At 37.7% G+C, this 17,338-nt stretch carries 8 protein-coding genes; 1 reads left to right on the top strand and 7 read right to left on the bottom strand.

From position 1 onward, the window contains the following. From R2782_RS09390 to R2782_RS09375, 4 genes are all read right to left on the bottom strand, one after another. Positions 1-147 carry a hypothetical protein gene (locus R2782_RS09390; protein WP_371267973.1) on the bottom strand — a complete coding sequence of 49 codons (147 nt, stop codon included), beginning with the start codon at positions 145-147 and terminating at the stop codon, positions 1-3. Further along, positions 119-4,660 (bottom strand): lamin tail domain-containing protein, encoded by a 4,542-nt coding sequence (locus tag R2782_RS09385; protein WP_371267972.1) that lies wholly within the window; start codon positions 4,658-4,660, stop codon positions 119-121. Before R2782_RS09385 ends, R2782_RS09390 begins: the two co-directional genes overlap by 29 nt. 178 nt (positions 4,661-4,838) lie before the next feature. Continuing rightward, a complete protein-coding gene (locus tag R2782_RS09380; protein ID WP_371267971.1) occupies positions 4,839-9,497 on the bottom strand; it encodes a reprolysin-like metallopeptidase in 4,659 nt (1,552 codons plus the stop codon). A gap of 171 nt (positions 9,498-9,668) precedes the next feature. Then, positions 9,669-13,574 (bottom strand): choice-of-anchor D domain-containing protein, encoded by a 3,906-nt coding sequence (locus R2782_RS09375; protein WP_371267970.1) that lies wholly within the window; start codon positions 13,572-13,574, stop codon positions 9,669-9,671. 129 nt (positions 13,575-13,703) lie between these two features. On the opposite strand from R2782_RS09375, the gene R2782_RS09370 reads away from it, so the two are divergent. Next, positions 13,704-14,183 carry a regulatory protein RecX gene (locus R2782_RS09370; protein WP_371267969.1) on the top strand — a complete coding sequence of 160 codons (480 nt, stop codon included), beginning with the start codon at positions 13,704-13,706 and terminating at the stop codon, positions 14,181-14,183. A gap of 1 nt (position 14,184) precedes the next feature. Here R2782_RS09370 and R2782_RS09365 read toward each other — a convergent pair whose 3' ends face one another. From R2782_RS09365 to bioD, 3 genes are read right to left on the bottom strand one after another with little or no spacing between them, the layout of a single operon-like run. Then, on the bottom strand, positions 14,185-15,351 hold the full coding sequence (locus R2782_RS09365) for a beta-ketoacyl synthase N-terminal-like domain-containing protein (RefSeq protein ID WP_371267968.1): 1,167 nt from the start codon (positions 15,349-15,351) through the stop codon (positions 14,185-14,187). Positions 15,352-15,387: 36 nt separating this feature from the next. Next, the gene (gene bioA, locus R2782_RS09360; RefSeq protein WP_371267967.1) at positions 15,388-16,653 is read right to left on the bottom strand and encodes an adenosylmethionine--8-amino-7-oxononanoate transaminase; all 1,266 of its coding nucleotides are present in this window, start codon (positions 16,651-16,653) and stop codon (positions 15,388-15,390) included. A 48-nt stretch (positions 16,654-16,701) separates the two neighbouring features. Next, positions 16,702-17,322, bottom strand: coding sequence for a dethiobiotin synthase (gene bioD / locus R2782_RS09355; protein ID WP_371267965.1), 621 nt, complete (start codon positions 17,320-17,322; stop codon positions 16,702-16,704). Positions 17,323-17,338: the final 16 nt, after the last annotated feature.

Genomic DNA, 17,338 nt, shown 5'->3' with positions numbered 1-17,338 from the left:
TTACATCAATAGTGAAACTTGTCGCAAATGGTTTGGATAAGCAATTGCTTTAAATTCTGTTTCTCCCATTGAGTCCCCTGGTCGGATTACAATGATTTCTCCTCCAGGAGTAATAACACTACATGATTTTCCGTAAGGTCCCCACATACCATTTAAGCGGATAGCTACTCACTGTATACATTTCACCCGGTACTAAACCTGTGAAGTTATTCAATGTAACTGTTCTTGTGGCTCTATCAACTGTTTGGCTGTAAGCTAAACTAACATTCTCCAATAAGAATCTGTATTGCTCAACACCCGGATAGGATTCCGCATACAAGATTTCTGTATTGGAACTTACTAAGTACTCATCACATTGTGCATCTTCCAAGCCAACAGTTGGGAACAATGGTGTAGTGATGTTACAAACAGGTCCATACGATAAATACGTTCCATCTGTATTTCTAACCGCTACCTCTACATTGTACGTTGTATTGTATTGAACATTCGCCAAGTTAGTCATTCTAAAATCTCTAATCGGACGATCAATAGTTTGTACATCGATTGGATTCAACGTATTGGTTACTCTAAAGCGGTAACCCGTTGCAAACGGTACAATATCAGCAAAGATGGAATTATTCACGTTACTGATAACCGTGTTACACTGAGAAGCTTGGATTTGTGTAGTGGTATCCGGTGTAGAAACATTACATGGTGTCCCGTAGAACGGTTGCCAAACATTATTGATTCGCACTGAAACTTCAACCGAATATTCGGTTGCAAAAGCATAGCTTGTTAACTGTGTAAAACGGAAAACACGTAAGGCTCTGTCAATAGTTTGTACTTCATTGGTTGATAAATTGGTTACTCTAAAACGGTATCCTTGTGCTCCCGCTACCAAGTTAGCATAAACATAACTGTCAATCGTTGGTAACGTTATTCCACACTGTGCCGGTTGAACTACCGATACAATTGGCGTACAGCCATTGTCGATGGTACCATCACAATCATTGTCTAAACCATCGTAGCAAATCTCTGCAGCTCCCGGATAAACTGTGTTGTTGGTGTCGTCGCAGTCGCCGCCTACCGATACGTAGCCAAAAGGTTGATCTACGGCTAATAATGTATCATTGTCATCACCAAAACCATCGTTATCATTATCAGCATACCAAAGAACTGGATTTAAGGTTAAAACAGTAATTTCATTCGAATTTTCAGATGTAGAAACAGCATCTACAGCACGAACAACATAATAATAAGTTGTATTAGCGTTAAGTCCGGAAACTAATTGAGACGTTCCATTCACCGTTAAATTTTCAAATCCTGACACATAGACAATATTATTTCCGCTACCGGCAAAATCATGAGCCCCCAAAGTTGCTGGAGTACTAGGATCAGATGCATTCCACACTCTTGAAATTATCCATTCTGAATCTTCAGATGAGGTTCCTGCTGATGCAGTCCAATCTGTATTTCCAACACCAACAGATGATTTTCTAACCAGAATATTATCAACTGTTGCATTATTAGTTCCAGCAACACTCCAGCCTGAACCAGGATCGAAGTCAGGAGTTCCGACAACATCTATTAATACATCGTTTTTGAATAAACCGATGGCATCATCACCATTCCAACCTGCAAAACCTGAATTGTAGATATCTGCCCCTGTAACATCAGTTGAATTATTAGCTATTACTAGTGTTTCACCATTTGCTAAAGTTCCTGATAAAGCTAAAATTGCTGTTCCTGTTGTTGGCCATCCCGCACCATTAGTAGCTCTCATAAGCTCGTATTCAGAAAGATCAACACTTGCACCAGTACCATTATAAATTTCAACAAATTTTCTATTTCCGGGAGCACCTTCTCCATATTCAGAAATAAATAAATCCGTTGCAGGAGTTCCTTCACTTACTGAATAAACATCCAAAAGATAACTTGTAGCTCCATCTACAGCATTCCAATTTGCCACAAAAGAATCTGCTCCAATTGAAGTAGCAGCAATTGCAACCGGTGCATCAATAATTGGATCCGTTCCATTTCCGCTAACTGAAACAATTTGCGTTGTAGCTCCAGTTGAGGAAATTTCAATATCACCACCGGTAAAACCACTTAAAGAGGGTTGAAAACGAACAAATATTGTAACCGGTTGTCCGTTAATATTGCCACCTGTTTGTCCTAAATTTAAAAAGGAAGAAAATGAAACATCATCAGTACTTAAAACAAAATCACCTGGGGCAACAATTAAAGTATTAGCAGTCAAAAAAGACCCGGATACCGTGAAAGATTGACTCCCTGATTCTTCGCCAACAATTACATCGCCAAAGTCAGGTAATGAATTTGTTGAAGCTGTTAATTCAGGTGTTGGTATATATCCGGTAGCTACAACTGATACTGTCTTATCGTCAGCACCTGCAGAAGTTAATGTAATTGTACCATTGTTAAGTCCAGCAGATGTTGGTGAAAAACGCACATATACCGAAACCGGTTCGCCATCTAATACTCCGGCAGTTTGTGTTAACACTACAGATGAAGAAAAGGAAATATTATCTAAACTCACAGAAAAATCAGGTGATGCAGACACTAAAACGCCTTCCGTTAAATTTTCAGCAGTTACTGTAAAACTTTGAGAAGTTGAATCATTACCAACAATGACGTTACCAAAATCAGGTAAGGAGATTTCTGAAGTTGTTATAATAGGATCTGTTTCAGGTAAGGTTGTAACAGTAATTACATTTGAATTCTCAGAGGTTGTCCCGTCAAATGCTCTTACTCTATAATGGTATTCAGTATTTCCTGTTAATCCATTCACTGTTTGAAACAAGCCGTTTACAGTTAAATCCTCATATCCGGCAACAAAAGAAGGTACTTCGGTCAAATTTCTTGTGAAACTCAAATTATCAATTGCCGGACGTGCTGCAGTATTATTATCGATTCGTATGATAAAATTACCTGTAATATTCAATGCACCACTAGTAAAAGTTGAAGCCGCTGCAGAGTATGCAAAAGTTCCTAAATTTGTTTCTGTTGCCATTCCTACTCCGTGAAATACACGAATCGTTAATTCTCCCCCTGATCCAGCAAAATTTTGTTTAACATCAAAACTTAAAGCTGTTAAACCGTTTGCAATTTCTTCAGAGATTAAATAGGCATCCACTGCGTTTTGCAAAGTAATGGCATCATCACCTGTATTTACCACTTGATCGGTTCTTGATTTGAAAGCAGTCCAATTCACATCATCTACTCCTGTCCAAGAACGAGTTAAGTATGAAGATGAAGTGCCTCCTCCAATAGTTGTAAACGTCTCCGTTGTTGTTGTGCCGGGACTAAGTGCAGAAAAAGTTGAACTAGTTGACACATCTAATCGGTAAGAAGTTGCTCCACTGACACTATTCCAATTAGCTATAAAAGAATTTGTCTGAACATCAGTAGCAGCTGTTGCAACCGGAGCATCAATAATTGGGTCCGTTCCATTTCCGCTCACTGAAACAATTTGTGTTGTGGCTCCTGTTGACGATATTTCAATGTCTCCGCCTGTAAACCCACTAAAAGAAGGTTGAAAACGAACATAAATGGTTACCGGTTGTCCGTTGATATTTCCACCGGTTTGTCCTAAATTTAAAAAGGAAGAAAAATTTACATCATCAGTACTTAACACAAAATCACCAGGTGCTACAATCAATACATTCGAACTCAACAAAGTTCCTGAAAGTGTAAAAGATTGGCTAACGGACTCTTCACCTACGGTTACATCACCAAAATCAGGTAATGAGTTAGTGGAAACAACTAATTCGGGTGTAGGCACAACCCCTGTACCTGAAACCGTTACTATTTTGTCTTCAGCATCTGTAGAACTCAAGGTAATTGTCCCATCGTTAAGTCCTGCAGATGTTGGTGAAAAACGAACATATATTGTTACGGGCTCTCCGTCAAGCGAACCTCCGGTTTGTGATAAATTAAAGCCACTTGAAAAAGTTACATCATCTGTACTTACTTCAAAATCCGTTGAAGCTGCTACTGCAACAACATCCGTTAAATTTAAACCCGTTACTGTAAATGATTGGCTAGTTGAGTTGCTACCAGTGTTTACATCTCCGAAAGAAGAAAGTGAAGAAGTAGAAGCTGTAATAGTTGGTGAAAATCCTCCAGTAAAATCTGTAAGAACTACACTGTCTATATTCATTCTTCTATTGGCTGTCCCAGTCTCTGTAGCACGTTTAATTCTGATTCTAACATTACCCGTAACATTGACAGTTTCAGAAAATGTTTGAACATCATCAGTAGTCGGAGGTGTAAAAGTTGAACCAATCTGAGTCCAAGAACCTCCATCATTCAACGAATACTCCACCAACCAATCCACTTGTGCATCGGTTCCATATCGTCTGTATTGAAATGATAATGTGCCTAAACCGTTTGATTTATTTTCAATCATTGAAATAGAAGAAGCTCCATATCCCCTCAATCTAGCAGAGTTGTTGTCTACCTTATAATCACTCGCAGATGTCCCTATTAAAGCTTCAGTCATATCCCATTGAAGCCCGGATAGAGTCACACTACCCGAGGCATAACCCGTCTTGGTAGCGTCTTCGAAACCAACCGCATATTGTGCATTACCAATGAAAGTAAATAGCAGTAACAATACCGGCAAAGATTTAATAATCTTTCTTAGTAAAATTGTTTTCATCATTTAAATAGTTTATTAATTTTTGACAATCACAAATTTACATATAAAGTAAAAAATGACCATCAATTTACATTATTAATATGTTAACAATTGGTAATCTGTTACGTTGATTCTTACTATTAAGATTAAAAAAACCGGACAAATTTGCCCGGTTCTTAATTTTTATAATCATTCTAAATTAAAAAATAATTTTTTTCGTAATAGTTTGCCCATTATTCATCTCTATTTTAATTAACAGAGCTTGGTTTTCAGGAAGTATACCCTTCACTACAAACGATTGTGTTTGAATCTCTTGTTGGTGGAACAACTTTCTTCCTAACACATCAAATATTTGAATATTTTGAATTAATTCAGAGGAGGATTTTAACTCAATTTGTTGATTTCCTGTTGCAATTACTAAAGATTCGGATAAATTTGGATTATTTACTCCTAAGGTAACATCTTCATAAATTATTTCGAATCGATTGGCAAAAAACCCTTCTTCTGACGAAAAAGTATATTGTCCTGATTTTAGTTCATGCACTACACCAAGTAAATTATCCCTTAAAAAAATAGGTTGTTCGCCTTCAAACAATCCATCAACTGTGGCAAGTGAAATGGTAAAATTACCGGGTGAATTTGTTTTGAATAGTAAAGGTACAATATCAGTTATTTCAAAAGGTAGTGCTTTTCCTTGGATTATATATTCTTCATTATCAAGTAATGAAGACAGAGCAATTTGGCTATCACCAATATACTTACCATCAATTAAATGATCCACATCATTGGTAGCATCACTCATATATCCAACCATCATTTGGCTAAAGAAACCATTAGGATTGGTTAAATTTAACCAGATTCTGTGTCGTTCAGCTTCATTTTGTGTTGCTACCGATAATCCAAAATTAGAGCGAAAAGATTGATTACTATTATTGTCTACACGCATATCGTTACTAAATGTTGCCGTTGGATTGGTTACATTTTGAGCCGCAACAATAAACCCTTGTCCTACTTGAATAGTACCATTTGGAACCGGACTGGTTGGCGATGTGGTTGTTGCTCCACCAAGCGTATAAGTGGCATAAGCGGTTCCGGCTGCATTATTTGTTTTTCGCCAAAAATAGAGCGTACCTTCAATTTCTGAAGCATTTGATTGTAGAAATGCCTCTGCATTTATAGTTGACGGATAAGGGTTTCCGATAGCATTATATTTCTGAGTTCCGCTAATATAAGTCAGGTCAATATTAAATTCTCCGTTATTTGGAACTCCATCAAATTCACCTGTCCAAATCGTAGGAGTTGTTGGATGATTATCCGGCATTCTTATTAGATATCCCGTTCCAACATCAAACGTTGAGTTTAAAGGATTAGCAACACTAGTGTAGATATTACTGGATGTCACATAATTATAAAAACGATTATTTAACGTGGAAGGTGAAAAATCTTTCAAACTTTGCGTTCCATCAACCGGAGAAGACCACATCACATAATCCAAACGCATTAATGGGTTAGTATCTCTAAATTGATTGATATTTCCGGTATTAGTAGCGTTATTCAACTGAATTAAGTTTGCGTTACTTTCAATAGTTAATGATGCCGTTCCGGAAATAGACACTTCATTTTCTACAATTAAATTGTTTCCAGATTCAACTATTACTTGAGCAGAATTGTTAACCGTGAAGGAACAACATTCTAAATCATTACTAACTGTAAAATTACCATCAATTACGGCTGCTACATTATTAACCGGATAACCATTACTCCAAGTTGTTCCGTTCCAAACTGAAGTAATATCACCACAACTTAAAGGGGTATCATCTGCTGTACAAATGGTAATTCCCCATGAATTTAAAGTTCCACCATCCTGATTTGCCGAATCAAATACCCGCAATGTCCATGTTCCTTCTGTGTTTTGTCCTATTAAGGCTGAAAGAGGTTGGGACGGAATTAACGTACCGGTTATAGTTGGCGTTGTTGTTTGACAAGTTAATGTTATACCCTCATCATCAAACGTTGCAACGGCATTATCACGACTGGTACATTGCCCTGAAAACAATTGAACTTGAGTACCTAATGGACTGATTAAAGTCACGGTTAAATCAGCCATCCAAGTATGCGTAATATTTAGTGTAACTGTAATTTTATCAATACTTTGGTTTTGATTAGTAGGTATTGTTAAAGTTGAATTGATTGTTGGTGTACCGGATGCCGAAATTGCTAATGGAACATTGGTTGAATTAACTATCGGGTCACAAGTAATTCCACTTCCTGTTGTAAATCTGAATACTGCACTCAATTCTCCTTGACAACCATTGTTTTTTGGTAATACTCGCCAAAAATAATTGGTGTTTTGGTCTAAACTTGTGGCAGTGTATTGATTTGTCGCAACGTTTTGACTCACTAACACCGTCGTAAAATCTACATCACTAGCCAATTCAAAATCATAATTGGTAGCACTCGGATCAGCTACCCATTCTATTGTTACAGCATTATTCGAAACACCGGTTACTAAATCCAATGGATTAACCGGTGAAACAATTTGAAATGTTGAATTTAAAATCTCAACATATAAATTAACTGTTTTGGTAATTGACCCTGAAGTTCCGGTTACAGTCATTTGATAAATTCCCGGAGTAGCTGATTCCGTGTTACTTAAATTCAATTGCACTACTCCATTGGTTGAAATCGTAGATTGCGAAAAACTAACTGAAGTTCCGGATGGATTTCCGCTAACAGACAATGTTGTTGTTCCGGAGAAACCCCCAATAGTTGAATAACTTATATCAAAACTGGCTGATTGTCCTTGACAAACACTTTTATTTTGACCATCAGTCTGACCATTAAAAGCTAAAGCAAAAGTAGGTGTACTACTTGCTATGGTAAAATTAGTATTCGAAACGTCTAAAAAGATGTGATTGTGTCCCCGAACCATAATGCGGTTTTGGTTACCGGTAGTATTGGGTATGGTTACTATTTCAGCACCATCGTTTGGAACTTTACTGGCTAATAAAACAGGGAAACTGCTTCCTCCGTTAGTGGATAAGAAAATGTCAACAAAAGGAGAATTAACTCCATTAGCAGTTGTTCCGGCAACATCCCATGTAACATTTTGATTACTTCCTGTTGGCCAAGAAACGTTGGTGTTGGGCGAATTTACTAAGAATGGTCCCGCAGCTGCGTTAACCGTTACCAACATTAAATCTGAATTTGTCTGACCATTTCCGGCTACGTTATCACGTGCAACTACCGAAAAATTCATGGTTCTGGACACTGAAGGAACTACTTCCCAAGTATTAGAGGTAGCTCCCGTTAAAATAGTCGCCATTGCAGGAAAAAATCTAGATGGTGATGTTGTCCCAGTAATTGATCGAAACATTGGTCCTGCCGGTCTTGTTGAAGTTGGAGCAGCATTTGAAGCTGGGTTTTCAGGGTCGCGTTGTTCCCAGGTATACAATAATGTATCGTCATCCGGATCCGAACCTTCAGCGGTTAATACAAAAGCGGTACTTCGTGGAATAGTATAATCCAAACCGGCAGAAACCACCGGTGTTTGATTAGCTATTGGTGTATTTACTGAACAACTTCCGTTTGCAGATTTAACATACGCCATAATATCACGGATGTTTACATAGGCAAAATAGGCATCGCTGTTTGATTGTACATTGGCAGAGCAAATTCCAGCATATCCCATGATGGTTGAGGCACTTCCGGGCTCAACTTCAGTTTGCCCACTTCCGGAACGACAACTTTGATTACTTTGGGTATGATAACCCCCAAATTGATGCCCCATTTCATGAGCAACATAGTCAATATCAAAAGCATCACCTGTTGGATTGGCTCTTCCGGTATAACCTCTTCCTTTGTGCGTTCCTGACTGAGAAACAGCTCTACAAACACACCCTATACACCCAGCGTTTCCTCCTCCGGTTGTGTTAAAATTATGTCCAATATCATAATTATTAACTCCAATTACACTATCTAAAGTTTGAGCCGTTTTAGTGTTCCATTCATTTGTCCAAGGGTCTGAATTCGTAGCTCCTAAATAAATTACTGCATCATTGTTTGCTACAAAAATCATTGTAATGCCTAAATCTATTTCATAAACCCCGTTTACACGTGTCATAGTGATAGCCATTTGAGCTTGAATATTTGCTTTTTGCTGAGCCAAAGTCCCGGTTCCTGCAAAAATATTTCCGTATTCAGCAGTACAGGATTGAGCTAAACGATACGTTCTTAAGGTGTTATCGTCTGTATTAAAAATATCATGTTCAAAAGCATTTCTGTCTAATTCGGTTGAAGGTAAAGAAATCCCTTCCTCTGTTAAACAGTCAAAATTGGAATCGTTAGCGATTAAATCTGCTTTTTTATAGACAATATAATACTGTTGATTTATTGTATAAGGATCTATAAAAGTTGTACTGGTTCTGGAAGAAAAAGTCATACTATGTAAACCGAATTGCGTCACCGAAAAACGAGCAACTGCTGTTGGATCATCAACCCCTTGAGCAGCATACGATTTAATCATAGGAAATTTATCGGCAAGTTCCTTTTCCATGATAGGTGTTTCCATTACGTGATATCGTTCTACAACCCCTTCCGCATTTGGCAACAGAATTTCATGGTTTGACCTACCGTTAAAAAGACCTCTAACAGGAGCTCCCGACAATTGCTGTTTAAACTCTTGTAAGTCTAGAGAAAAAACCTTGTACTCTTGGGGGACACTGCTTCTATTTACTTTAGGATACGATTCTGGTGTTTGTTTGTTTTCAATTTGCCATGGGTTTTGGCGTTGAGCAGTCGTTTCAAACGAAAAAACAACCACTACAAAAAAGAGTAGGATTTGTTTTAAATTAGGCATTCTTTTGTATTTTGGAAATTAGTTTTCCAAAAATGATAAAAAAAACTTAAAACTTCAATAAAATTTAACAAAATCAACTCCGTTATGTTAAATAATCGATGAAATACATCATTCAACAAAAAATCCCGTCCTACAAAAGGAAGGGATTTCTTAATTTATTTCTCTTTTTCGTTACAAAATCAATTTCTTAGTTATTATTTGATTATTTTCTAATTTGATTTGTACAATTACTGTTTGATTTGAAAAGTTTACAGTTGAAGCAAATTCATTTGTAGGCTGATTTGATTGAGTATATAGTAATCTTCCTAAAACATCATAAACAGCAACATGAGTAATTTTTTCCAAAGTAGATTTAACATGGAGTTGACCATTAGAAACAAATGCAATAACACTTGCAGTAATAGCATTAAAATCTGGGTTAGTTAAAGTCTCATTACTAAAACGCAACTCAAAACGAGTGTCAAAAATGCCAACATTTGAATCAAATACATATGGTGCAACTGTTAAGTCATGAATAATGTTTAGAAGTTTATCTTCTAAATATATTTTTTTATCTCCTAACCCAATAACATCGGCAATAGCTATTGTAAATCTTCCTGCTGTTGAGGTATTGTAACCCATTGGTACAAGATCATTTTGGTCAAATGGTAAAGCTCTTCCCTGTATGATAAATGGTTTATTATCAATTAAAGAATACATTTTAGATGTCCCATCTACCTTGGTTGAGGCATCAAACAATCTGTCTTTTTCATTAGTAGCACCTTCTACGTAACCCACTAAAGTTCTAACAGGATTCCCATTTTCCGGAATAAAATCTAACCAAATTTTAAAATCTTGTTCCCCTTGAATTTGGTCAGACTGTCTGAAAAATTGGTTATTAGCATGTGTAACATTTCGCATAGAATTTTTAAATGTTACTGTTTCAGAAGCTGCCGCCCCATCATTCATTAAAACAAAAAAACCTTGTCCTGATGCTATGAAACCATTAAACCCTAACGGCCCACTTACAGTTCCTGTTCCGTTGTGTACAATGTAATCATTCGGGTTATAATTATACGCAAAATCATTATAAAACGGATCATTAAAAGCCGCATTTGGCAATAACCCATGTGTCCAAATTCGAACTGAACCTTCAATATTTGTATTTTCAGTCAAGAAATCCAAGGCACGAATGGCTGAGGGATAAGGATTCCCAAGTAAATTAAAATTATCATCATTGGCCGTTACAGTAATGGCCGGATTGGTCGGACTAGGATAGCCTGCTCCTGTATAGGAACCACGTTCAATTGAAGGCGTAAAAATCCCATTATTTGGCACGCCTATAAAAGCAGCATTGTAAGGCTGAATGGTATTGTTGAAAGAAGATGGACCTCTTACAATATACCCTTTCCCTTGAACCATATCTTCGTTGGCGTTTGTCCAATTTCCAAAATTTCCGGCAATAGTCGGCAACCACTTGAACACAACTGCAGCAGGTGTAGATGGTGAAATATTCAACACGGGGAAAGAAGCCACCGGCGACGACCAATACACATAATCTAACCGCCGAATATTGGCTGTTCGGGTTAAATTTATATTTCCTGTGTTCGCAGCATAATCATCTAATTGAACCAAACTACCATTATTTTGAACGTTTAATGTTCCGTTGTTTACTATTTTACCGGCAGATTGAATGTAATTTCCATCAGTAATTGTAACTATTCTAGGTGAATTTATTTGGCATTCACAAGCAGTCACATCGCCATGAATATTAGTATTATAATTACCGGCAAATATAGCTTTCTCTACAGAGGTTGGTGGTAATCCGTCTCCGCTCCAAGCTACTCCATTCCATGTTTTAGGAACAGGTAATCTACCTCTTAATTGCACATTATCAATTACCCATACTTCATCATTACGGTCAACATCTAATTCAATTTTTACTTGTAATTGTGTAACTTGCGGCAAATTGGTTAAAGTTAATAACCTTGTCCCGTTTGCTACTGAATTAGCTGTGGGCTGCACTTCATAAGGAATGTCCAACCCTTTGAAAGGATTTGTAAATGTTGTACCTCCACCAAAAACATTCCAAATGGCATTACTGTTCCCTTTCACAATGGCTTCTCGAGACCACGTTGCTCCTCCGTCTCCACTTACAGAGATAGTTACCCAATCCGAAACATCAAGACCTTGTGTTCCATTAGTAGAATATGCTCCAATATTAACATAAAAAGACACATCTTGATAAATCGATGTATCAACAACATCAAATGTCACGATAACTTTTGCTTTGGGGTCAAATGTACTTGGATAGGGACCAGTTACTTGTAAACTATTGTTATTTAAAAATTTATTTGAAACTACTGTTCTACTACCTCCAAATGCAGTTCCCCCAGTAATTACGGGAGGATTTGCTCCTAATGCGGTTGAAACAGTGTACCCCAAAACATTTGTACCAACAGCTCCTTCAAAAGTCTGAGTCTTAAATATTGAAGATCCTCCTATGATACATTCATCAAAATCAATTCCTACTCCGGAAATAGCAAAGGTAAACGGACTTTTCCCGGGGACATTATTGTTTACCGTTACTAACGCCTCTCTTAAGCCTAATGCAGAGGGGTCAAATGTAATTCCTAATGTAGTACTACTGTTTAATCCTACACTTGCCGATGGTGTGGTTGTTACGGTAAAATCCGTTGCATGTGTTCCCGTGATAGTAACACTAGTAATATCTAAAACATCTCCTCCTAAATTGATAATAAAAAAATTGCGAAGTTTAGTTCCGGCTGTCACATTAGCATTACCAAAATTGGTATGGTTATTCAAATCAGGAATTGTACTGCCTGACAACACTTGATTTCCATTCCCTACAATATTGATATCAGGTGCTAAACCACCGCCCTGTATAGCAAACGTATAGGGTGCTTCATCGGAATCGTTATTGATAATTGTAACCGTTGCATTTCTTACTCCACCTGCTGAAGGCGAAAATCGTATAACAAAGACACTATTTGCTCCTGAAACGATGGAAGCGGCCGGTTGTGTGGTTACTGTAAAATCGGCGGCATGCGTTCCTGTTATTTGAACCCTGGGTACACCCGTGAGTGTTAAGTTAGAAATCCCTAAGTTTTCGATACGGAAGTCTTTGTCTTGGTTTGCTCCCACAGCAATACTTGCATATAAAGTATTGTTAAAGGCATTGGGAATCGTATTACCGTTGATAATGTTATTTGTTCCACCCGAAGCTCCTCGAATATTAATTTCCGGACCGGGATTGGTGACGGTTAAAATTAAGGTTTGCTCATCGAAACCAGTTCCATTCGTTGCTGTGATGGTGACAAAAAAAGTACCCGTTGCTCCGGGAGTACCCGTAATAACTCCTGTTACAGTGTCTATGCTAAACCCGGGAGGTAATCCTGTTGCGTTAAAAGAAGTTGGTGTATTGTCTGCCAAAATCGTATAGGAAAAAGGAACTCCAACAAAAGCCGAAGCATTTAAATCACTTGTAATTACCGGAGCCATAGGAACTGTTGAAGTCACCGTTCCATTCACAACAATATCATTCCCTGCACCGTCTCCGGGACCTCCTGAACCTGGTGTAAACTCAGCATACATATACATTCGGTATGTAACCGCTGTTGTAGAATTAGGTTGAGCAAATGTAAATGTAAAGGTTTGTGTACTTGTATTATCCGTAATAGCATACTCCGCATCTAAATTTGATGTATAACCATCCAAAGAACTTCTTAAAGCTATAGCACTTGGTCCTGTGCTGGATCTTTGCAATTGAACAAAAATGGATGATACTGAGAATTGATAGCCGGAATTGGGTGTAATGGTAAATTCCATGTAATGATTACCCGATACCGCATTGGCAATATTGGTCAAAGCCCAACTTGTTGCATTGAATCTATTAAGATTACCTGCAGCAGTTAAGCCGGCACCTCTTGAAATTGTGGAAGTCGTAAGGTTTGGGTTATTGAAATTTGAGGTTCCTGTGGCTTCATTACCAGCATAACCATCAAAGTCAAACGTTAAAATTTGCCCCCACGAAAAAACACTCATCAAAAGTGCTAAAAAAAGTAATTTTGTTTTCATTTGAAAAATGATCGTTTTTTTGTTGCTTTTTATTTCATTAAAGCGGGTACAAATTTACGGCTAAATTACAGAATTTCAATACCTTTGCGTTACTAAATTATTAACAAAAAAATATTAAAATTTTTAGCATTGCACTCACTATCAAACACTTCCGTTTTGGATACCATTCAAAAGATGGAATATTACTGCTCCTACCAGGAACGTTGCCATGCCGAAGTGGTGCAAAAACTCTATTCCTTATCGGTTCCTCAAAATCGGCATGACGAAATAATTGTGCATCTTATTCATCATAATTTTCTGAACGAAGAACGGTTTGCGAAGCTATTTTCCATTAGTAAATTCCACCAAAAAAAATGGGGAAAAAATAGAATTTCAAACGAATTGAAACAACGAAACCTTTCTGATTATCTGGTAAAAGTTGGGTTGAATGAAATTCCCGAAGAAGAATATGAAACCACTTTTCACGAATTGGCCGAAAAAACTTGGGATTCTATTACAGAAAAAAACACCCTAAAAAAAAGAAAAAAATGCTGCGACACACTACTTAGAAAAGGTTGGGAAAGCGATTGGGTGTATGAAAAAATAAAAGATTTGGAAAAAAAAGTGTAACCTATAATTTTTTGCTTAGCACAATACTCACCGCATTGCCACCAAAACCCACGGCATTGACCATGATTTTTTGTAACGGTCGGGTTTGCTGTTGTGACTCCAAAAAAGGAACGTTTATAAATTGATTATGTTGCAACATCAATAACGCCATTTCTACACTCAACATGCCGGAAGCTCCAAAAGTATGACCTATTTTCCATTTGTTATTCGTAAGTAATGGAAGGTTCTTTCCAAAAACAATTTCTATTGCTTTTCTCTCACTCAAGTCACCTTGAATGGTTCCGGGAGAATGAGTGACAATCACATCAATTTCTTCGGGATTCATTTTCCCTAAAGCCATTTTCATCGATTTTTGAAAACAAGTCGCCTCCGCCGAAATGGAAACAGAATGGGTTAAATTTTCAGTGGCATAACCAAATCCATCTACATAGGCGATAGCGTTTTTTTTCGCTCCGTTTTCCAAACAAATCACAGCAGCTGCCTCTCCCAACACCATAGTATTTTTGGTTTTAGAAAAATCAAAGGTTCTACACGGATACGGAGTATTAATTTCTGCCGAGGAATAAATCTTCATGGCTTGCATTTGTGCAATGGTAAATGGCGTAAGCGGTGCTTCACTCCCACCCACTAAAAATTTATCGGCCATCCCCGACCGAAGCCAAGCAATGCCATTCAGCAACGCATGTAAAGCGGTTGAACACGTAATGGAATGTGAAATTTCAGGGCCGTTGTTTTGCAAATCCTGAGACACCCAACTGGAAATGTTTCCCGACGTTGTGGTTGGCGAAGCTAACGTCTGAGCTTTTCCGGTGGATAAAAATTCCGTGTGGTGTTTTTCGAACAACTGCGTAGCTCCGCGAGAGGAACCGATGTTAATGCCAAAAACAGTATCCGGTTTCCATCTTGCCGTTGCCACTGCTTGTCGCGAAGCAAAAATGGCAAACAAAACGGAATCGTCTAGTGATTTATAATTGGATTCCGACGAACGCAAAGCGGCTACTTTTTGTTTGCTTTCTTCCGATAAAAAAGAAGCAAAAACAGTAGAAGTTCCGATTGGGTTGGGCTTGATTAAGGTATCTTCTGATTGATAGGATTCCCAGACAGCAACCGAATCATTTCCCAGAGGAGAAACAGAAGCAAAGGAAGTTATGGCGATTTTTGAGTTCAAAAAAGAGGAATTTGTGTCAATTTATAAAATGCAAATTTACACTATCTCTAAGGCTTTTTCAATGGTTTTGTAAATTATTTCCAATTGATCATTGGTGGTAATATACGGTGGAAGAACATAAATAGTATTCCCAACCGGACGAAGAATGATACCGTTTTCAATAAAAAAAGTATAGAGTTTATTTCTGAAATCACCATAATAACTCACTGCCGTTTCTCTTCTAATTTCAAAGGCCAAAATGATTCCTAAAGTTCTACTATTTTGAACGTTGGGAAACTTTTCCAATCGGTGAACAAATTGCAAATGTTGTTGTTCAATCCGCGAGATGTTTTCTTGCATTTCGGCAGAAAAAAGCAACTCAATTGCTGCCAAAGCTGCGGCACATCCGGTTGGATTTCCGGTAAATGTATGTCCGTGAAACAATGCTTTACTCACATCATTAGACAAAAATCCATCAAAAATTTCTTGTGTAAAGCTTGTCACCGCCATCGGAATGGTTCCGCCGGTTAATGCTTTCGACAAGCACATCATATCAGGTTGTTCGGTTAAATAATCACTCGCGAAAGTTTTTCCCGTTTTGCCAAAACCGGTCATGATTTCATCGGCAATGGTAAACACCTTATATTTTTGGCAAAGCGAAATTAATTTGTTCAATTCTTGTGGTTCATACATGACCATTCCGGCAGCACCTTGTACAAGCGGTTCAAAAATAAACGCGGCAAATTCATTGGTTTGCAGTAAATTTTCCAACAAAGTCAAGCTATTGTTTTCTGCTTTTGGCAATGGAATCCGAATCACTTCCAACAACGAACCTTGAAAAGCTTCCGTAAAAAAAGTAATGCCGCTGGCAGCCATGGCTCCAAAGGTATCGCCATGAAAACTTTCTTCGAAAGCGATGATTTTGGTTCGCTTTTCTCCTTTGTTATAAAAAAATTGCAATGCGGCTTTGATAGCAATTTCCACTGCGGTTGAACCATTATCGGAGTAAAATAATTTTTTTTGATTGGAAGGTAAAATGGAAAGTAATTTTTCTGCCAATTCCACAGCCGGTTTATTCGTAAAACCACCAAACAAAACGTGTTCTAACGTGGTTAATTGTTTATAAATCGCATCGGCAATGATTGGGTTGGAATGTCCAAACGGATTGACCCACCAACTGGAAATGGCATCAATGTATTGCTTGCCGTTTTCATCCCACAAATAAACACCTTCTCCTTTAACAATAGCTGGTAAAAGTCCGGTGGTTTGGTGCTGGGTATATGGATGCCAATTGTAAAGTTGATCTTTTTGGGAAAGGTTCATGAGAGATTTTTGGATTGTTAGATTTTTAGATTGTTGGATTGTTGATTGTTAGACGATACATTGAAGATTATCTCTAAATTTTTCAGCGTAATAGGAAATGACATTTTGATCGAAATACGGCTCGTTGTCAATTCGTCCTAAAAAATTAACCCCGGTTTTAGATAAAATGATTGATTCGGTAGCCGGGTTTTCATCACCTGAGAAAATAATTCCGGCTATAGCGATTTTTCTGTTTTGAAGAGCTTCGATTGTCAACAACGTATGATTGATACTTCCCAAATAATGACGTGAAACCACAATTACTTTATAGTCGGATTGAATTAACTCAAGAATGGTTTCAGTTTGATTGAGTGGAACAAAAAGCCCGCCTGCTCCTTCAATCACCAAATGATTTTTGGTTGTTGGTACTTTTATTTTTTTAATATCAATAGTTACTCCATCAATTTCTGCAGCAAAATGCGGACTGGCTGGTGTTTGCAGAGCATAACTGTTCGGGTGAATTTTTGTTTTTGAATTTGACAATAACGATTGTATTTTATGGCTATCGGAAAAATGTAAATCACCGGCTTGCACGGGCTTCCAATAATCGGCTTCCAAGGCTTCGGTGATGATGGCTGCTGTGATTGTTTTTCCTACGTCGGTGCCTATTCCGGTAATAAATAATTTCATGTTGGACATTTAACCG

Origin of the sequence: Flavobacterium sp. (assembly GCF_041392085.1) — a bacterium.
Classification (GTDB): Bacteria; Bacteroidota; Bacteroidia; order Flavobacteriales; family Flavobacteriaceae; genus Flavobacterium.
The sequence above is the reverse complement of the archived record's forward strand: the minus strand, read 5'-3'. Positions and strand labels throughout refer to the sequence as shown.